The sequence below is a fragment of the Vibrio sp. OPT18 genome, assembly GCF_015163615.1.
GTDB classification, from domain to species: domain Bacteria; phylum Pseudomonadota; class Gammaproteobacteria; order Enterobacterales; family Vibrionaceae; genus Vibrio; species Vibrio coralliirubri.
This window is the reverse complement of the sequence record NZ_JADDYK010000112.1, coordinates 1-15,481: the sequence shown is the minus strand read 5'-3', so window position 1 is coordinate 15,481 and position 15,481 is coordinate 1. Positions and strand designations below refer to the sequence as shown.

Sequence of the window (15,481 nt, the reverse complement as noted above, 5' to 3'; positions counted from 1 at the left end):
GAGATACGAGATACGAGATACGAGATACGAGATACGAGATACGAGATACGAGATACGAGATACGAGATACGAGATACGAGATACGAGATACGAGATATTTTTGAAAAATAGAGCAGATAAGACAAGCAAAAAGTGCCAAACATCATGGTGCAATTTCTATTATCTTTTCCTTGTTCTACAGACACAAAAAAGCCGAGCTAATGCTCGGCTTTTGTATTAAGAATCTAGTATAGATTACTCAGCAGCTTCTTCAGCAGCTGGGCGGTCTACAAGCTCAATGTAAGCCATTGGAGCTTTATCACCAGTACGGAAACCACATTTAAGAATGCGAGTGTAACCACCTTGGCGAGCCGCGAAACGCGGGCCTAGTTCATTAAATAGTTTTGCCACAACTTCGTTATCACGAGTGCGAGCAAATGCAAGACGACGGTTAGCAACACTGTCTGTCTTAGCTAGGGTAATCAATGGCTCAATTACGCGACGTAGTTCTTTTGCTTTAGGCACGGTAGTTTTAATAACTTCGTGACGAACAAGAGAGCTAGCCATGTTGCTGAACATCGCTTTGCGATGACTGCTGTTGCGGTTGAGTTGACGACCACTTTTACGATGGCGCATGACCTAATCCTTCTAACTTTTCGATTAATCTTCAGCGATTGACGCTGGTGGCCAGTTTTCTAGACGCATGCCTAGAGAAAGACCACGTGAAGCAAGCACATCTTTAATCTCTGTAAGAGATTTCTTACCAAGGTTTGGCGTTTTAAGTAGCTCAACCTCAGTGCGCTGTACAAGATCACCGATGTAGTGAATCGCTTCTGCTTTCAAACAGTTAGCAGAGCGAACTGTTAGTTCAAGATCGTCTACAGGACGTAGTAGGATAGGATCGAATTCTGGCTTCTCTTCCTTCTCCTCAGGTACACGTACATCACGAAGATCTACGAACGCATCCAGTTGTTCAGCTAAAATAGTAGCTGCACGACGGATTGCTTCCTCAGGTTCTAGAGTACCGTTCGTTTCCATATCGATAACAAGCTTGTCTAAATCAGTACGTTGTTCTACACGTGCCGCTTCTACAGCGTAAGCGATTTTATCAACCGGGCTGTAAGTAGCGTCAACTAGTAGACGACCGATAGGACGCTCATCTTCTTCAGTATGGATACGAGCTGAAGCTGGAACGTAACCACGACCACGTTCTACTTTGATACGCATAGCGATCTCAGCGTTGTCATCCGTTAGGTGACAAATTACGTGCTCAGGGTTAGCGATCTCTACATCACCATCGTGGGTGATGTCACCTGCAACAACAGGGCCTGAGCCTGATTTGTTCAGTGTAATAAACACTTCATCTTTGCCTTCAGCAACGCGTACAGCCAAACCTTTAAGGTTTAGAAGGATTTCCAGGATATCTTCCTGAACGCCTTCTTTAGTGCTGTATTCGTGTAGCACACCTTCAATTTCAACTTCTGTTACGGCACAACCCGGCATAGAAGATAGAAGAATGCGGCGAAGAGCATTACCTAGAGTGTGGCCGAAACCGCGCTCTAATGGCTCAAGAGTTACTTTCGCGTGTGTCGTATTGATCTGTTCAATGTCAACAAGACGCGGCTTAAGAAATTCTGTTACAGAACCCTGCATTGTGTCCTCTCTTTTTTTAACCTTACTTAGAGTAAAGTTCGACGATCAAGTGTTCATTGATGTCAGCTGATAGGTCAGAACGCTCAGGCATACGCTTGAATGTACCTTCCATTTTGCCAGCATCTACTTCAATCCAAGTTGGCTTTTCACGTTGTTCAGCAACTTCTAGAGCCGCTTTAATACGAGATTGCTGTTTAGCTTTCTCGCGGATAGAAACAACGTCGTTTGCCGCTACTTTGAAAGAAGGAACGTTTACAACTTTACCGTTAACTAGAATAGACTTGTGGCTAACTAGTTGACGAGATTCAGCACGAGTAGCGCCAAAGCCCATACGGTAAACTACGTTATCAAGACGACCTTCAAGAAGCTGAAGCAGGTTTGCACCTGTGTTGCCTTTAAGACGTGCAGCTTCTTTGTAGTAGTTGCGGAATTGTTTTTCTAGAACGCCGTAGATACGACGAACTTTTTGCTTCTCACGAAGCTGAACGCCATACTCAGATAGACGACCGCGACGAGCGCCGTGTACACCTGGTGCGTTATCAATTTTACACTTGGTATCGATCGCACGGACACCAGACTTAAGGAATAAGTCAGTACCTTCGCGACGGCTAAGCTTCAGCTTAGGACCCAAATATCTTGCCATGATCTTTCTCCAATATTCCTAGAAACGAAACTTAAACGCGACGTTTCTTAGGTGGACGACAACCGTTATGAGGGATTGGTGTCGCATCAACAATGTTAGTGATACGGAAACCAGCAGCGTTCAGTGCACGAACAGTAGATTCGCGACCTGGACCTGGACCCTTAACCATAACTTCCAAGTTCTTTAGGCCATATTCTTTAGCCATTTCACCACAACGCTCAGCTGCAACTTGTGCTGCGAACGGAGTAGATTTACGAGAACCACGGAAACCTGAACCACCTGCTGTAGCCCATGCAAGAGCGTTGCCTTGACGGTCAGTGATAGTTACGATTGTGTTGTTGAAAGAAGCATGAATGTGCGCTACGCCATCAGCTACTTGCTTGCGTACGCGCTTACGCGCGCGAGTTGGTTGTTTTGCCATTGTACTCTACCTTATCCGACTATTTCTTGATCGGCTTGCGCGGACCCTTACGGGTGCGAGCGTTGGTTTTAGTACGCTGTCCACGTAGTGGTAGACTGCGACGATGACGAAGACCGCGGTAACAGCCAAGGTCCATAAGACGCTTGATGTTCATCGATACTTCACGACGTAGATCACCTTCTACAGTGTACTTAGCTACACCATCACGCAGTTGATCGATCTGCTCTTCAGTTAGTTCACTGATCTTAGCATCTTCAGCAATACCCACTTCAGCTAGAATAGCTTGAGAGCGAGTTTTACCGATACCGTAGATTGCAGTAAGTGCAATTACAGAATGCTTATGATCAGGAATGTTAATGCCGGCTATACGGGCCATTATTCACTCCTAAGGGGTTCATAAAAGAATTATCCGCAGCAAAGCCCGTTATGGATACGCTGCGGCATACTACTTCTTTTGCACGCAAAAGGTAGGCCGAGGAATATACTCGACTCTACCTTGTATTTCAAGTAAAAATTTCTGCTAATTAGCCTTGGCGTTGCTTATGCTTTGGCTCACTGCAAATCACGCGAACGACACCGTTACGCTTGATAACTTTACAGTTACGGCAGATTTTTTTAACGGAAGCACGAACTTTCATTGCTAAACTCCGTAAATGGAATCGAAATTGTTACCACCGAATTAACGGCCGTAACCCTTCAGATTCGCTTTCTTTAACACAGAATCATACTGTTGTGACATCAGATGAGTCTGTACCTGTGCCATGAAATCCATGATAACTACCACTACGATTAGTAGTGATGTGCCGCCGAAGTAGAAACGAACGTTCCACGCGACCATCATGAACTCAGGAATCAGACATATAAAAGTAATGTATAGAGCGCCCGCAAGGGTTAGTCTAGTCATCACTTTATCGATATATTTCGCTGTCTGCTCACCTGGGCGGATACCGGGTACGAATGCACCAGACTTCTTCAAGTTATCAGCTGTTTCACGTGGGTTAAACACCAACGCTGTATAGAAGAAACAGAAGAAGATTATAGCTGCTGCATAAAGCATTACATACAAAGGTTGACCTGGGCTAAGAGCTAATGACACGTCAGTTAACCAACCGAACGCGCTGCTTTCACCATTTTGACCAAACCACTGCGCTAATGTTCCTGGGAACAAAATAATACTTGATGCGAAAATCGCTGGAATAACACCTGCCATATTAATCTTAAGAGGCAAGTGAGAGCTTTGTGCTGCAAAAACTTTACGACCTTGTTGACGTTTCGCATAGTTAACGACGATACGACGTTGACCACGTTCCATGAAAACTACGAAGTAAATAACAGCAAAAGACAATACAGCAATCAACAGCAGAAGAAGCACATGCAATTCACCTTGACGCGCTTGCTCGATTGTTTGACCGATTGCAGAAGGCAATCCAGCAACAATACCTGCAAAAATCAGAATGGAAATACCATTACCGATTCCTCGCTCAGTGATTTGTTCACCTAACCACATTAAGAACATGGTACCAGTTACTAAACTCACGGTAGCAATAAGCGTAAACATGGTTTGGTTGATAACAACCAGATTGTCGACCATGTTTGGTAAGCCTGTTGCGATACCAATAGCTTGGAATGTTGCAAGTACAAGCGTGCCGTAGCGTGTATATTGGCTTATCTTACGACGGCCTGCTTCACCCTCTTTCTTGAGTTCCGCTAACGCTGGATGAACTACAGTTAGCAATTGGACTACGATCGATGCCGAAATGTACGGCATGATACCCAATGCTAATATAGATGCACGCTCAAGAGCACCACCGGAGAACATGTTAAACATTTCTACGATGGTACCTTTTTGCTGATCGAACAAATCGGCAAGTACAGCTGCGTCAATACCAGGGATCGGCACAAAAGAGCCGGCTCGGAATACTAAAAGTGCACCAATTACGAATAATAAGCGCGACTTTAGTTCACTTAAGCCGCTCTGAGCACTACGAAAATCTTGTCCTGGTTTCTTAGCCATCTGTACCTCGTTCCTCGAGATTATTCCTCGATTTTACCGCCTGCAGCTTCGATTGCAGCTTTAGCGCCTTTAGTCACGCGTAGACCTTTAACAGTCACAGCTTTGCTTAGGTCACCAGAAAGAACGATCTTAACAAACTCGATGTTCTTAGTGATAACGTTAGCAGCTTTAAGGCTGTTAAGATCAACTACGTCACCTGTTACTTTCGCTAGCTCAGCTAGACGAACTTCAGCAGACACTAGGCTCTTACGAGAAGTGAAACCGAATTTAGGTAGACGTTGTTTTAGAGGCATTTGACCGCCTTCAAAACCTGGACGAACAGAGCCGCCAGAACGTGACTTTTGACCTTTGTGACCGCGGCCACCTGTTTTACCAAGGCCAGAACCGATACCACGACCTACACGCTTCTTAGAAGGTTTAGAGCCAGCAGCCGGTGATAGAGTATTCAAACGCATTCTGATTACTCCTCAATCTTAACCATGTAGTAAACCTTGTTGATCATACCGCGTACGCACGGTGTATCTTCAAGTTCTACTGTATGGTTGATGCGACGAAGACCTAGACCTTTAAGACACGCTTTGTGCTTAGGTAGGCGACCAATTGAGCTTTTAGTTTGAGTTACTTTAATAGTTGCCATCGTGTGCTTACTCCGAAATAGATTCAACAGTTAGACCACGTTTAGCAGCAACCATTTCTGGTGACTTAACGTCTACTAGAGCACCAATCGTTGCGCGAACAACGTTGATAGGGTTCGTTGAACCGTATGCTTTAGAAAGTACGTTATGTACGCCTGCAACTTCAAGTACGGCACGCATTGCACCACCGGCAATAACACCTGTACCTTCAGCAGCTGGCTGCATGTAAACTTTAGAGCCCGAATGACGACCTTTCACCGGGTGGTGAAGAGTGCCTTCGTTAAGCGCAACAGTAACCATGTTACGACGCGCTTTTTCCATTGCTTTTTGAATCGCAGCAGGTACTTCACGAGCTTTGCCGTAACCGAAACCTACACGACCATTACCGTCACCAACTACTGTTAGTGCAGTGAAGCTCATGATTCGACCACCTTTAACCGTCTTAGATACACGGTTAACTGCGATCAGCTTTTCTTGCAAATCATTAGCTTGTTGTTGTTCTTTAGCCATCTTCCAACCCTACCTTAGAATTTCAGACCAGCTTCGCGAGCAGAATCTGCTAGCGCCGCTACTCGACCGTGGTATTGGAAACCAGAACGATCGAATGCAACTGAAGCTACGCCTTTTTCAAGAGCGCGCTCAGCAACAGCTTTACCAACTGCTTTAGCTGCATCAACGTTACCAGTGTTCTTAACTTGCTCACGGATCGCTTTTTCTACAGTAGAAGCAGCTGCGATAACCTCAGAGCCGTTTGCCGCGATAACTTGTGCGTAAACATGGCGAGGAGTACGGTGTACTACCAGGCGAGTTGCACCAAGTTCTGCAATCTTACGACGTGCACGTGTAGCACGACGGATGCGAGATGCTTTCTTATCCATAGTGATACCTTACTTCTTCTTAGCTTCTTTAGTACGCACATTTTCATCTGCGTAACGAACACCTTTGCCTTTGTAAGGCTCAGGAGCACGGTAAGAACGAATGTCAGCCGCAACTTGACCTACTACTTGCTTATCGCAACCAGTAATGATGATCTCAGTTTGGCTAGGGCACTCAGCTTTAATACCTTCAGGTAGAGCGTGCTCTACTGGGTGAGAAAAACCAAGTGTTAGAGCTACAGAGTTGCCTTTCATAGCAGCACGGTAACCAACACCCTTAAGAGTTAGCTTCTTAGTGAAGCCCTCAGTAACACCCACAACCATGTTATTAACTAGAGCGCGAGCTGTACCAGCTTGTGCCCATGCGTTAGTAACACCTTCTTTCGGACCGAAAGTTAGGTTGGTTTCTTCCTGTGCAATAACTACGGCGCTGTTAAGAACGCGAGTAAGCTCACCTTTGCTACCTTTTACAGTAACTTCTTGGCCGTTTAGTTTCACCTCTACGCCAGCTGGAATAGCGACAGGTGCTTTAGCAACACGAGACATAATCTACTCCTTAAGCTACGTAACAGATGATTTCACCGCCAAGACCTGCTTTACGAGCAGCACGGTCAGACATCAGACCCTTGGAAGTAGAAACAACTGCAATACCAAGACCACCCATCACTGTAGGTAAAGAGTCTTTATTTTTATAAACTCTTAGACCAGGACGTGATACACGCTTGATTTGCTCGATTACAGGTTTAGCTTGGAAGTACTTAAGAGTAACTTCTAGCTCAGGTTTTGCTTCGCTGTTAACAGCGAAGTCTACGATGTAACCTTCAGCTTTAAGTAATGCAGCAATTGCAACTTTAAGCTTTGAAGAAGGCATTTTTACAGCAACTTTGTTTGCTGCCTGACCGTTACGAACTCGGGTCAGCATATCCGAAATCGGATCTTGCATGCTCATAAGATTTACTCCAAATGATTAAGTGGCAATTACCAGCTAGCCTTACGAAGACCCGGAATCTCGCCTTTCATGCAAGCTTCACGAACCTTAATGCGGCTTAGACCGAATTTACGTAGGTAACCGTGTGGACGACCAGTTTGGTTGCAACGGTTGCGCTGACGTGATGCACTTGAATCACGTGGAAGAGATTGCAGTTTAAGAACCGCATTCCAACGATCTTCTTCAGATGCGTTTACATCGCTAATGATAACTTTTAGCGCAGAACGCTTTTCAGCGAACTTAGCTACTAGTTTTGCACGTTTAGCTTCACGTGCTTTCATTGATTGTTTAGCCATAACAGTAACCCTACCCTTACTTACGGAATGGGAAGTTAAAGGCAGCCAGCAGAGCTCGGCCTTCCTCATCGGAACCCGCAGAAGTCGTGATAGTGATATCAAGACCGCGGACGCGATCGACTTTATCGTAGTCGATTTCCGGAAAGATGATTTGCTCGCGAACGCCCATGCTGTAGTTACCGCGACCGTCAAAAGACTTAGCGCTAACACCACGGAAATCACGTACACGTGGAAGTGCGATAGAGATTAAACGCTCTAAAAATTCCCACATGCGCTCACCACGCAAGGTTACTTTACAACCAATTGGGTAGCCTTCACGAATTTTGAAACCAGCTACAGATTTACGCGCTTTAGTGATAAGTGGCTTTTGACCAGAGATCGTTGCCATATCAGCTGCTGCGTTTTCTAGCAGTTTCTTATCGTTGATTGCTTCACCAACGCCCATGTTTAGGGTGATTTTCTCAATCCTAGGGACTTGCATGACGCTTGTGTAGCTGAACTCTTTGGTAAGCTCAGCGACTACAGACGACTTGTAGTAATCATGCAGTTTCGCCATAGTAGAACTCCAAATTACTTCTAATTAGTTAGAAACAGTTTCGCCGTTAGATTTGAAGAAACGAACTTTCTTGCCATCTTCGATACGGAAACCGATACGGTCTGCTTTACCAGTAGCCGCGTTAAAAACAGCAACGTTAGAAGCATCAATAGCTGCTTCTTGTTCAACGATGCCACCTTGTTGACCTAGAGCCGGAACCGGCTTTTGGTGTTTCTTAACAAGGTTGATGCCTTCAACGATAACTTTACCAGTTGTCAGAACCTTAGTTACTTTACCTTTCTTGCCTTTATCTTTACCAGCAAGAATGATTACTTCGTCATTACGACGGATTTTAGCTGCCATATTGCCGCTCCTTACAGAACTTCAGGTGCTAGTGATACAATCTTCATGAATTTCGCGTTACGAAGTTCACGAGTCACAGGACCAAAGATACGTGTGCCGACTGGTTGCTCAGTAGTGTCATTTAACAATACACAAGCATTACTGTCGAAGCGAATGACAGAACCGTCTGGGCGACGAACGCCTTTACGGGTGCGCACTACTACCGCCTTCAGAACATCACCTTTCTTTACTTTACCGCGAGGAATCGCTTCCTTCACTGTAACCTTGATGACGTCACCGATATGTGCATAACGGCGGTGAGAGCCACCCAGAACCTTAATACACATTACCTTGCGCGCGCCAGAGTTATCTGCTGCGTCAAGTGTACTTTGCATCTGGATCATTGTTAGTGCTCCGCTAAATATTAAAACTAGACCCTCTCGGGTCGGGCTGCCTCTTTAAAAGGGACGCGAATTGTACCACCCTTTTTTTAAATTGGGTAGACAAAAAACAAGCGGCTCCAAAAAATTATTTGGAGCCGCTTATAAGTTATAGAATTACAAAGATTAAATCTTCGCTTTTTCTAGAACTTTAACCAATGTCCAAGACTTAGTCTTAGACAGAGGACGACACTCAGCGATTTCAACTTTGTCGCCTAGGCCACAAGTGTTGTCTTCGTCGTGTGCGTGTACTTTAGTCGTGCGTTTGATGAACTTACCGTAAATTGGGTGTTTTACAGTGCGCTCAATAGCAACAACGATAGACTTGTCCATCTTGTCACTTACTACACGGCCTTGCTGGATGCGGTTAGTTTCGCTCATTATGCGCCTGCCTTTTCAGTCAAAACAGTTTTCACACGTGCGATGTCACGGCGTACAGCTTTTAGAGTATGAGTTTGCTGTAGTTGACCAGTTGCAGCTTGCATGCGCAAGTTGAACTGTTCACGTAGCAAATTCAATAGCTCAGCGTTAAGCTCTTCAACGTTCTTTTCGCGTAGATCTTGTGCTTTCATCACATCACCTGCTTAGTTACAAAAGTAGTTTTAACAGGCAGTTTACGTGCCGCTAGGCGGAACGCTTCACGTGCCAACTCTTCAGGTACGCCATTCATCTCGTACATAACTTTGCCTGGTTGGATTTGAGCAACCCAGTACGCAACTGAACCTTTACCTTTACCTTGACGAACTTCAAGAGGCTTTTCAGTAATCGGCTTGTCTGGGAATACACGGATCCAGATTTGACCTTGACGCTTAATGTGACGTGTCATAGCACGACGTGCCGCTTCGATTTGACGTGCAGTCAGACGACCACGGCCAACAGCTTTAAGACCGAATTCGCCGAAGCTTACTTCAGTACCTTTAGCTAGACCACGGTTACGACCAGTCATAACCTTGCGGAACTTAGTACGTTTTGGTTGTAGCATCGTTCGACTCCTTACTTACGGCCTTTACGCTGCTTCTTAGGCTTATCGCCTTTTGGCTCTACTGCGTTAGCAGCTGGCATACCGCCTAGAATCTCACCTTTGAAGATCCAAACTTTAATGCCGATCACACCGTATTGAGTGTGAGCCGAAGAAGTTGCGTAATCAATGTCTGCACGTAGAGTGTGTAGAGGCACACGGCCTTCACGGTACCACTCAGAACGTGCGATTTCAGCACCGCCAAGACGGCCGCCTACTTGTACTTTGATGCCTTTAGCGCCTAGACGCATAGCATTTTGTACCGCACGCTTCATTGCACGACGGAACATAACACGACGCTCTAGTTGAGACGCGATGCTATCAGCTACAAGCTGACCATCTAGCTCAGGCTTACGTACTTCAGCGATGTTAATTTGCGCTGGTACACCTGCGATTTTAGCTACAGCTGCGCGTAGCTTCTCTACGTCTTCACCTTTCTTACCGATAACAACGCCAGGACGAGCAGTGTGAATAGTCACACGGATGCTCTTAGCTGGACGCTCGATAACGATACGAGATAATGATGCTTTTTGTAGTTCCTTTGTAAGGAACTGACGTACCTTGAAGTCGCCGTCTAGGTTGTCAGCGAATTCGTTGGTATTAGCAAACCATGTAGCATTCCAAGGCTTAACGATGCCAAGACGAATACCATTAGGATGTACTTTCTGACCCATTGCTTACTCTCCTAGTCTTTAGCGATCTGCTACAACAATAGTGATGTGGCTTGAACGCTTCAAGATACGATCCGCACGACCTTTAGCACGAGGCATAATACGCTTCATGATAGGGCCCTCATCTACGAAGATTTTAGCGACATTTAGATCGTCGATATCTGCACCTTCGTTATGTTCCGCGTTAGCGATAGCTGACTCAAGAACCTTCTTAACTAATACAGCAGCTTTTTTGTTGCTGAAAGTTAGAATTTCTAGAGCTTGGTCTACCGACTTACCGCGAATTTGGTCTGCAACTAAGCGAGCTTTCTGTGGAGAAATACGAGCAAAGTTATGTTTAGCTAAAGCTTCCATCATCTACTCCTTATTTCTTCTTAGCTTTCTTATCTGCAGCATGACCGCGATAAGTACGAGTTGGTGCAAATTCGCCCAGTTTGTGACCGATCATTTCTTCGGTAACGAAAACTGGAACGTGCTGACGACCATTATGGACAGCGATGGTCAAACCAATCATTGTTGGGATGATCATTGAGCGACGGGACCAAGTCTTAATAGGCTTTTTGTCTCCGCTTTCCACCGCTTTCTCTACCTTCTTCAGCAAGTGTAGGTCAATAAAAGGACCTTTCTTGAGAGAACGTGGCATGGCGATTCCTCTTTATAAATTATTTAGTGCGACGACGTACGATGTACTTGTCAGTGCGCTTGTTCTTACGAGTCTTGAAGCCCTTAGTAGGAACGCCCCAAGGAGAAACTGGGTGACGACCACCAGATGTGCGGCCTTCACCACCACCATGTGGGTGATCCACCGGGTTCATTACTACACCACGTACGGTTGGACGTACGCCGCGCCAGCGTGAAGCACCAGCTTTACCAAGTTCACGTAGCATATGCTCAGAGTTACCAACTTCACCGATCGTTGCACGACCTTCAGAAAGAACTTTGCGCATCTCACCAGAACGTAGACGGATAGTTACGTATGCACCATCGCGAGCGATGATTTGAGCATAAGCACCAGCCGAACGAGCTAGTTGAGCACCTTTACCAGGCTTAAGTTCAACACAGTGTACAGTAGAACCTACTGGGATGTTGCGCATCGGCAGAGTGTTACCTGCTTTGATTGCAGCATCTACGCCAGATTGAATCTGGTCGCCTGCGTTAACACCTTTAGGTGCAATGATGTAACGACGCTCACCGTCTGCGTACAGAACTAGAGCGATGTTAGCACTACGGTTTGGATCGTATTCTAGACGCTCAACTTTCGCTGGGATGCCATCTTTAGTACGTTTGAAGTCAATCAGACGGTAATGGTGCTTATGACCACCACCGATGTGACGTACTGTAATACGACCGTTGTTGTTACGACCACCGTTCTTAGAGTTTTTCTCTAGAAGTGGTGCGTATGGCTTACCCTTGTGTAGGTCAGCGTTAACAACTTTAACGACGTGACGACGACCAGGGGAAGTCGGCTTACATTTAACAATAGCCATTTTTACTACTCCTGTTATTCCGCGCCGCCAACGAAGTCAAGATCTTGACCTTCTTTCAAAGTAACGTAGGCTTTCTTAACGTCTGAACGACGGCCTTCACGCATACCTTGACGTTTGGTCTTACCCTTTAATACAAGAGTATTTACAGACTTAACTTCAACTTCAAATAGCTTTTCTACAGCTGCTTTGATCTCTTTCTTAGTTGCATCTTTAGCTACTTTGAAAACGATAGTGTTCGCTTTCTCAGCTGCCATAGTTGCTTTTTCAGAGATGTGCGGAGCACGTAGAACTTTTAAGATACGCTCTTCAGTGATCATGCTAGCATCTCCTCAACTTGCTTAACTGCGTCAGCAGTCATTAGAACCTTGTCGAAAGCGATTAGTGATACTGGATCAACACCAGCAACATCACGTGCATCTACTTTGTATAGGTTACGAGCAGCTAAGAATAGATTTTCATCTACTTCGCCAGTCACAATCAGAACGTCGCTTAGCTCAAGCTCTTTCAGCTTAGCTACAAGTTCTTTTGTTTTTGGTGCTTCTACAGAGAAGTTATCAACAACGATTAAACGCTCTTGACGAACTAGCTCAGAAAGAATGCTCTTCATAGCACCGCGGTACATTTTTTTGTTTACTTTTTGGCTGTGATCTTGTGGTTTCGCAGCAAAAGTAACACCACCTGTACGCCAGATTGGGCTACGAATTGTACCAGCACGTGCGCGGCCAGTACCTTTTTGACGCCATGGCTTAGCGCCACCGCCAGATACTTCAGAACGAGTCTTTTGAGCACGAGTACCTTGACGAGCACCTGCTGCATATGCAACAACTACTTGGTGTACAAGAGCTTCGTTGAAGTCACGTCCGAAAGTAGTCTCGGAAACAGTTAGTGCATCAGCACCTTTAACCATCAATTCCATTACTTACTCCTAGACGTTATGCTTTAACAGCAGGTTTTACGATCACGTTTCCGCCTGTTGAGCCCGGTACTGCACCTTTAATAAGGAGTAGATTGCGCTCAGCGTCAACACGTACGATCTCTAGGTTTTGAGTCGTTACACGCTCAGCACCCATGTGACCTGCCATTTTCTTGCCTTTAAACACGCGGCCTGGAGTTTGACATTGGCCAATTGAACCCGGTGCGCGGTGAGACAAAGAGTTACCGTGAGTCATATCTTGAGTAGAGAAGTTCCAACGCTTGATAGCGCCTTGGAAGCCTTTACCTTTAGATGTACCAGTAACGTCTACTTTTTTAATTTCGTTGAAAAGTTCTACGTTTAGCTCAGCGCCAACTTCAAACTCTTCGCCGTTTTCTAAACGGAATTCCCAAAGACCGCGACCTGCTTCTACACCCGCTTTCGCGAAGTGACCAGCTTCAGGTTTAGTTACACGGTTAGCTTTCTTAGCACCAGTAGTTACTTGGATTGCTGCGTAGCCATCAGTCTCAAGAGTTTTAACTTGAGAAATACGGTTCGCTTCAACCTCAACAACAGTTACTGGGATAGAAACGCCTTCTTCAGTAAATACGCGGGTCATACCCACTTTACGTCCGACTAGACCAATCATTATTCTTATCTCCCTTAACCTAGGCTGATTTGAACATCAACGCCAGCTGCAAGATCAAGACGCATTAGAGCATCAACAGTTTTATCTGTTGGCTCAACGATGTCGATCAAACGCTTGTGAGTACGAATTTCGTACTGGTCACGTGCATCTTTGTTGACGTGTGGAGAGGTAAGAACAGTGAAACGCTCTTTACGAGTAGGTAGTGGAATAGGACCACGAACCTGTGCGCCAGTACGTTTTGCTGTTTCAACGATTTCCGCAGTTGAAGCATCGATTAGCTTGTAATCAAACGCTTTAAGGCGGATACGAATACGTTGGTTCTGCATGAGACAGAGCTCCAATTATTAAAAATTACACAAACAATATCGCCACTCAAACCCGATAAAACGAGAGAATGCCGATTGATTTATGTGAAACCGTAGCATCCAAAATTAGGACGCATTGTCAGTTAACTTTTGAAGCAAACAAGAAGTTTACTATTTTTATTAACCGCGAACATAAGCTGAGTATACATTACTAGGTAAGACCTACTCCTCAGTGCTCATTGGTTCACAACCAGCGTTAGCCAGTGCGATGCATTATACAGATCACACTTTAAGTTGCAAGCGGTGTTTGAAAAATAAACGCAGAATCTATTTACGGGGACAACTGGGGAGTTTGTATTGTGCGGTAGTGCCCTACCGCTGGAAATTGAAAGCAAGGTAACAGCTCGGTTAAGCCTCAGCTGTTACCTCTTTTATTTATGGTATTTTAACCGTCATCTTCATCCACATATTGAGCTTGTAGATAATTTTGGATCCCAGTCATTTTGATTAAACCAAGTTGAGTTTCTAACCAATCGACATGATCTTCCTCGTCTTCTAAGATGTCTTGAAATAGATCTCGCGATACATAGTCGTGAATATCTTCTGAGTACGCGATGGCATTTTTCAAATCAGGTATAGCTTCCATCTCAAGAGATAAATCACACTGAAGCATCTCTTCAGTATCTTCACCAATTTTCAACTTACCCAAATCTTGAAGGTTTGGGAGGCCTTCTAAAAATAGTATGCGTTCAATTAAATGGTCAGCATGTTTCATTTCGTCGATAGATTCGTGGTATTCCTTATCGGCCAGATGCTTTAAACCCCAATCTTTGTACATGCGAGCATGCAAGAAGTATTGGTTTATCGCGACGAGTTCGTTACCAAGAATTTTATTGAGATGTTGAATGATGATTGGATCGCCTTTCATGACATAGCCCTCCTCTTTGGCTCTTCTAACTGTAGAACCAAATCGAGAAGTGTCAAAAAAGCTAATGCCCTTGGGGCAAAACTAGCTTGCCTGTTTGAACAGGTCTTTCGCAGTATCGTTAATGACTTCTTTTGCTGAACGTACACACTTGCCGCATTGACTGCCAAGTGCTGTACATTTTTTAATTCCCTTGATGTCGGTAATGCCCTCTTCTATCACGAGCTTGCGGATTTTTTTATCCGAAACCCCATGGCATAAACAAATGTACATACTAAAACCTAAACCTTTAACTTAGGCTTAAATATAAAAAGGAATCATTCTTATTACCAGTCATATTTACTGTTTGGTTATATCGATTGGTTATAGTGTTTTGCGAGTAATTGGAAAAATTGGCTGTGAAGGTTGTATAACGGAAATGCGTGATCAAGGTGGGTCAGTAAATAACTGTATTTAAATTGGAATATAGTTAACTGTTATAAAGTGCGATGAATTTCCCTTATAACCAAAATAAAAAAGGGAAGCCGAAGCTCCCCTTTTCAGATGCGTGCTCTTCTAATGAAGAGTGTGCAAAAATCTAAATGCTATTAAGCGAAGATTTTAGCTACAACACCAGCACCAACTGTACGGCCACCTTCGCGGATTGCGAAACGTAGACCTTCGTCCATTGCGATTGGAGCGATTAGCTCAAC

The 15,481-nt window shown here is 44.8% G+C and carries 30 protein-coding genes and 1 pseudogene; all 31 read right to left on the bottom strand.

The features are described 5' to 3' along the window. Nucleotides 1–234: 234 nt before the first annotated feature. Nucleotides 235–615 carry a 50S ribosomal protein L17 gene (rplQ, locus tag IQQ51_RS25225; protein WP_004729812.1) on the bottom strand — a complete coding sequence of 127 codons (381 nt, stop codon included), beginning with the start codon at nucleotides 613–615 and terminating at the stop codon, nucleotides 235–237. A 24-nt stretch (nucleotides 616–639) separates the two neighbouring features. Then, nucleotides 640–1,632, bottom strand: coding sequence for a DNA-directed RNA polymerase subunit alpha (locus IQQ51_RS25220; RefSeq protein WP_004729813.1), 993 nt, complete (start codon nucleotides 1,630–1,632; stop codon nucleotides 640–642). A 22-nt stretch (nucleotides 1,633–1,654) separates the two neighbouring features. After that, on the bottom strand, nucleotides 1,655–2,275 hold the full coding sequence (gene rpsD / locus IQQ51_RS25215; RefSeq protein ID WP_004738777.1) for a 30S ribosomal protein S4: 621 nt from the start codon (nucleotides 2,273–2,275) through the stop codon (nucleotides 1,655–1,657). Nucleotides 2,276–2,306: 31 nt separating this feature from the next. Beyond that, the gene (gene rpsK / locus IQQ51_RS25210; protein WP_004738778.1) at nucleotides 2,307–2,696 is read right to left on the bottom strand and encodes a 30S ribosomal protein S11; all 390 of its coding nucleotides are present in this window, start codon (nucleotides 2,694–2,696) and stop codon (nucleotides 2,307–2,309) included. 19 nt (nucleotides 2,697–2,715) lie between these two features. Further along, entirely contained in the window at nucleotides 2,716–3,072 is a 357-nt protein-coding gene (rpsM, locus tag IQQ51_RS25205; RefSeq protein WP_004738779.1) for a 30S ribosomal protein S13, read from the bottom strand. A gap of 148 nt (nucleotides 3,073–3,220) precedes the next feature. Further along, a complete protein-coding gene (gene rpmJ / locus IQQ51_RS25200; protein ID WP_000868186.1) occupies nucleotides 3,221–3,334 on the bottom strand; it encodes a 50S ribosomal protein L36 in 114 nt (37 codons plus the stop codon). Nucleotides 3,335–3,375: 41 nt separating this feature from the next. Further along, the gene (gene secY / locus IQQ51_RS25195; RefSeq protein WP_004738781.1) at nucleotides 3,376–4,710 is read right to left on the bottom strand and encodes a preprotein translocase subunit SecY; all 1,335 of its coding nucleotides are present in this window, start codon (nucleotides 4,708–4,710) and stop codon (nucleotides 3,376–3,378) included. A gap of 20 nt (nucleotides 4,711–4,730) precedes the next feature. After that, the gene (gene rplO, locus IQQ51_RS25190) at nucleotides 4,731–5,165 is read right to left on the bottom strand and encodes a 50S ribosomal protein L15 (protein ID WP_004736758.1); all 435 of its coding nucleotides are present in this window, start codon (nucleotides 5,163–5,165) and stop codon (nucleotides 4,731–4,733) included. Nucleotides 5,166–5,170: 5 nt separating this feature from the next. Then, complete coding sequence (rpmD, locus tag IQQ51_RS25185) at nucleotides 5,171–5,347, bottom strand: 50S ribosomal protein L30 (RefSeq protein WP_004736756.1); 177 nt, start codon at nucleotides 5,345–5,347, stop codon at nucleotides 5,171–5,173. A 7-nt stretch (nucleotides 5,348–5,354) separates the two neighbouring features. Then, entirely contained in the window at nucleotides 5,355–5,855 is a 501-nt protein-coding gene (gene rpsE, locus IQQ51_RS25180; RefSeq protein ID WP_004736754.1) for a 30S ribosomal protein S5, read from the bottom strand. A gap of 14 nt (nucleotides 5,856–5,869) precedes the next feature. After that, entirely contained in the window at nucleotides 5,870–6,223 is a 354-nt protein-coding gene (rplR, locus tag IQQ51_RS25175) for a 50S ribosomal protein L18 (protein ID WP_048605977.1), read from the bottom strand. 9 nt (nucleotides 6,224–6,232) lie between these two features. Next, entirely contained in the window at nucleotides 6,233–6,766 is a 534-nt protein-coding gene (gene rplF / locus IQQ51_RS25170; protein ID WP_017063712.1) for a 50S ribosomal protein L6, read from the bottom strand. 10 nt (nucleotides 6,767–6,776) lie between these two features. Next, nucleotides 6,777–7,169, bottom strand: a complete 393-nt coding sequence (rpsH, locus tag IQQ51_RS25165; protein WP_017061309.1) for a 30S ribosomal protein S8 — start codon at nucleotides 7,167–7,169, stop codon at nucleotides 6,777–6,779. 29 nt (nucleotides 7,170–7,198) lie between these two features. After that, a complete protein-coding gene (rpsN, locus tag IQQ51_RS25160; RefSeq protein ID WP_004738789.1) occupies nucleotides 7,199–7,504 on the bottom strand; it encodes a 30S ribosomal protein S14 in 306 nt (101 codons plus the stop codon). A gap of 16 nt (nucleotides 7,505–7,520) precedes the next feature. Next, nucleotides 7,521–8,060 carry a 50S ribosomal protein L5 gene (rplE, locus tag IQQ51_RS25155; RefSeq protein WP_004738790.1) on the bottom strand — a complete coding sequence of 180 codons (540 nt, stop codon included), beginning with the start codon at nucleotides 8,058–8,060 and terminating at the stop codon, nucleotides 7,521–7,523. Nucleotides 8,061–8,084: 24 nt separating this feature from the next. Further along, nucleotides 8,085–8,402 (bottom strand): 50S ribosomal protein L24, encoded by a 318-nt coding sequence (gene rplX, locus IQQ51_RS25150; protein WP_004738792.1) that lies wholly within the window; start codon nucleotides 8,400–8,402, stop codon nucleotides 8,085–8,087. 11 nt (nucleotides 8,403–8,413) lie between these two features. Beyond that, on the bottom strand, nucleotides 8,414–8,785 hold the full coding sequence (rplN, locus tag IQQ51_RS25145; RefSeq protein ID WP_004736740.1) for a 50S ribosomal protein L14: 372 nt from the start codon (nucleotides 8,783–8,785) through the stop codon (nucleotides 8,414–8,416). A gap of 162 nt (nucleotides 8,786–8,947) precedes the next feature. Then, nucleotides 8,948–9,202: a 30S ribosomal protein S17 gene (rpsQ, locus tag IQQ51_RS25140; RefSeq protein ID WP_004736739.1), complete on the bottom strand. Its 255-nt coding sequence runs from the start codon at nucleotides 9,200–9,202 to the stop codon at nucleotides 8,948–8,950. Then, entirely contained in the window at nucleotides 9,202–9,393 is a 192-nt protein-coding gene (rpmC, locus tag IQQ51_RS25135; RefSeq protein ID WP_004736737.1) for a 50S ribosomal protein L29, read from the bottom strand. The genes rpsQ and rpmC overlap by 1 nt, the downstream gene beginning before the upstream one ends. Beyond that, on the bottom strand, nucleotides 9,393–9,803 hold the full coding sequence (gene rplP, locus IQQ51_RS25130; protein ID WP_004736736.1) for a 50S ribosomal protein L16: 411 nt from the start codon (nucleotides 9,801–9,803) through the stop codon (nucleotides 9,393–9,395). The genes rpmC and rplP overlap by 1 nt, the downstream gene beginning before the upstream one ends. A gap of 11 nt (nucleotides 9,804–9,814) precedes the next feature. After that, entirely contained in the window at nucleotides 9,815–10,513 is a 699-nt protein-coding gene (rpsC, locus tag IQQ51_RS25125; protein ID WP_004736734.1) for a 30S ribosomal protein S3, read from the bottom strand. 18 nt (nucleotides 10,514–10,531) lie between these two features. Continuing rightward, the gene (rplV, locus tag IQQ51_RS25120; RefSeq protein ID WP_004736732.1) at nucleotides 10,532–10,864 is read right to left on the bottom strand and encodes a 50S ribosomal protein L22; all 333 of its coding nucleotides are present in this window, start codon (nucleotides 10,862–10,864) and stop codon (nucleotides 10,532–10,534) included. Between the two features lie 10 nt (nucleotides 10,865–10,874). Further along, nucleotides 10,875–11,153 (bottom strand): 30S ribosomal protein S19, encoded by a 279-nt coding sequence (rpsS, locus tag IQQ51_RS25115; RefSeq protein WP_004736729.1) that lies wholly within the window; start codon nucleotides 11,151–11,153, stop codon nucleotides 10,875–10,877. 19 nt (nucleotides 11,154–11,172) lie between these two features. After that, nucleotides 11,173–11,997 (bottom strand): 50S ribosomal protein L2, encoded by an 825-nt coding sequence (rplB, locus tag IQQ51_RS25110; RefSeq protein ID WP_017076297.1) that lies wholly within the window; start codon nucleotides 11,995–11,997, stop codon nucleotides 11,173–11,175. A gap of 14 nt (nucleotides 11,998–12,011) precedes the next feature. Beyond that, on the bottom strand, nucleotides 12,012–12,314 hold the full coding sequence (rplW, locus tag IQQ51_RS25105) for a 50S ribosomal protein L23 (protein ID WP_004736765.1): 303 nt from the start codon (nucleotides 12,312–12,314) through the stop codon (nucleotides 12,012–12,014). Further along, nucleotides 12,311–12,913, bottom strand: coding sequence for a 50S ribosomal protein L4 (gene rplD, locus IQQ51_RS25100; RefSeq protein ID WP_004738803.1), 603 nt, complete (start codon nucleotides 12,911–12,913; stop codon nucleotides 12,311–12,313). The genes rplW and rplD overlap by 4 nt, the downstream gene beginning before the upstream one ends. A 16-nt stretch (nucleotides 12,914–12,929) precedes the next feature. Further along, nucleotides 12,930–13,559 (bottom strand): 50S ribosomal protein L3, encoded by a 630-nt coding sequence (gene rplC, locus IQQ51_RS25095; RefSeq protein ID WP_004736763.1) that lies wholly within the window; start codon nucleotides 13,557–13,559, stop codon nucleotides 12,930–12,932. Between the two features lie 14 nt (nucleotides 13,560–13,573). Next, complete coding sequence (rpsJ, locus tag IQQ51_RS25090) at nucleotides 13,574–13,885, bottom strand: 30S ribosomal protein S10 (protein WP_004736761.1); 312 nt, start codon at nucleotides 13,883–13,885, stop codon at nucleotides 13,574–13,576. A gap of 424 nt (nucleotides 13,886–14,309) precedes the next feature. Then, nucleotides 14,310–14,792 (bottom strand): bacterioferritin, encoded by a 483-nt coding sequence (gene bfr, locus IQQ51_RS25085; RefSeq protein WP_193842466.1) that lies wholly within the window; start codon nucleotides 14,790–14,792, stop codon nucleotides 14,310–14,312. 81 nt (nucleotides 14,793–14,873) lie between these two features. Then, nucleotides 14,874–15,062, bottom strand: coding sequence for a (2Fe-2S)-binding protein (locus IQQ51_RS25080; RefSeq protein ID WP_017629804.1), 189 nt, complete (start codon nucleotides 15,060–15,062; stop codon nucleotides 14,874–14,876). A gap of 314 nt (nucleotides 15,063–15,376) precedes the next feature. Then, nucleotides 15,377–15,481 (bottom strand): annotated as a pseudogene (locus IQQ51_RS25075) (elongation factor Tu); the annotation flags it as partial.

Bases quoted from the DNA above. Each gene is read 5' to 3' on its own strand.
- rpmC (WP_004736737.1), bottom strand. From the start codon at position 9,393: ATGAAAGCACAAGATCTACGCGAAAAGAACGTTGAAGAGCTTAACGCT.
- rplD (WP_004738803.1), bottom strand. From the start codon at position 12,913: ATGGAATTGATGGTTAAAGGTGCTGATGCACTAACTGTTTCCGAGACT.
- rplQ (WP_004729812.1), bottom strand. From the start codon at position 615: ATGCGCCATCGTAAAAGTGGTCGTCAACTCAACCGCAACAGCAGTCAT.
- rplF (WP_017063712.1), bottom strand. From the start codon at position 6,766: ATGTCTCGTGTTGCTAAAGCACCTGTCGCTATTCCAGCTGGCGTAGAG.
- rpsD (WP_004738777.1), bottom strand. From the start codon at position 2,275: ATGGCAAGATATTTGGGTCCTAAGCTGAAGCTTAGCCGTCGCGAAGGT.
- rpsJ (WP_004736761.1), bottom strand. From the start codon at position 13,885: ATGCAGAACCAACGTATTCGTATCCGCCTTAAAGCGTTTGATTACAAG.
- rpmD (WP_004736756.1), bottom strand. From the start codon at position 5,347: ATGGCAACTATTAAAGTAACTCAAACTAAAAGCTCAATTGGTCGCCTA.
- rplW (WP_004736765.1), bottom strand. From the start codon at position 12,314: ATGATCACTGAAGAGCGTATCTTAAAAGTTCTACGTGCTCCGCACATC.
- rpsS (WP_004736729.1), bottom strand. From the start codon at position 11,153: ATGCCACGTTCTCTCAAGAAAGGTCCTTTTATTGACCTACACTTGCTG.
- rplX (WP_004738792.1), bottom strand. From the start codon at position 8,402: ATGGCAGCTAAAATCCGTCGTAATGACGAAGTAATCATTCTTGCTGGT.
- rplN (WP_004736740.1), bottom strand. From the start codon at position 8,785: ATGATCCAGATGCAAAGTACACTTGACGCAGCAGATAACTCTGGCGCG.
- secY (WP_004738781.1), bottom strand. From the start codon at position 4,710: ATGGCTAAGAAACCAGGACAAGATTTTCGTAGTGCTCAGAGCGGCTTA.
- rplE (WP_004738790.1), bottom strand. From the start codon at position 8,060: ATGGCGAAACTGCATGATTACTACAAGTCGTCTGTAGTCGCTGAGCTT.
- rpmJ (WP_000868186.1), bottom strand. From the start codon at position 3,334: ATGAAAGTTCGTGCTTCCGTTAAAAAAATCTGCCGTAACTGTAAAGTT.
- rplR (WP_048605977.1), bottom strand. From the start codon at position 6,223: ATGGATAAGAAAGCATCTCGCATCCGTCGTGCTACACGTGCACGTCGT.
- rpsE (WP_004736754.1), bottom strand. From the start codon at position 5,855: ATGGCTAAAGAACAACAACAAGCTAATGATTTGCAAGAAAAGCTGATC.
- rpsC (WP_004736734.1), bottom strand. From the start codon at position 10,513: ATGGGTCAGAAAGTACATCCTAATGGTATTCGTCTTGGCATCGTTAAG.
- rpsN (WP_004738789.1), bottom strand. From the start codon at position 7,504: ATGGCTAAACAATCAATGAAAGCACGTGAAGCTAAACGTGCAAAACTA.
- bfr (WP_193842466.1), bottom strand. From the start codon at position 14,792: ATGAAAGGCGATCCAATCATCATTCAACATCTCAATAAAATTCTTGGT.
- rpsQ (WP_004736739.1), bottom strand. From the start codon at position 9,202: ATGAGCGAAACTAACCGCATCCAGCAAGGCCGTGTAGTAAGTGACAAG.
- IQQ51_RS25220 (WP_004729813.1), bottom strand. From the start codon at position 1,632: ATGCAGGGTTCTGTAACAGAATTTCTTAAGCCGCGTCTTGTTGACATT.
- IQQ51_RS25080 (WP_017629804.1), bottom strand. From the start codon at position 15,062: ATGTACATTTGTTTATGCCATGGGGTTTCGGATAAAAAAATCCGCAAG.
- rplB (WP_017076297.1), bottom strand. From the start codon at position 11,997: ATGGCTATTGTTAAATGTAAGCCGACTTCCCCTGGTCGTCGTCACGTC.
- rpsK (WP_004738778.1), bottom strand. From the start codon at position 2,696: ATGGCAAAACAACCAACTCGCGCGCGTAAGCGCGTACGCAAGCAAGTA.
- rplV (WP_004736732.1), bottom strand. From the start codon at position 10,864: ATGGAAGCTTTAGCTAAACATAACTTTGCTCGTATTTCTCCACAGAAA.
- rpsM (WP_004738779.1), bottom strand. From the start codon at position 3,072: ATGGCCCGTATAGCCGGCATTAACATTCCTGATCATAAGCATTCTGTA.
- rplO (WP_004736758.1), bottom strand. From the start codon at position 5,165: ATGCGTTTGAATACTCTATCACCGGCTGCTGGCTCTAAACCTTCTAAG.
- rplC (WP_004736763.1), bottom strand. From the start codon at position 13,559: ATGATTGGTCTAGTCGGACGTAAAGTGGGTATGACCCGCGTATTTACT.
- rpsH (WP_017061309.1), bottom strand. From the start codon at position 7,169: ATGAGCATGCAAGATCCGATTTCGGATATGCTGACCCGAGTTCGTAAC.
- rplP (WP_004736736.1), bottom strand. From the start codon at position 9,803: ATGCTACAACCAAAACGTACTAAGTTCCGCAAGGTTATGACTGGTCGT.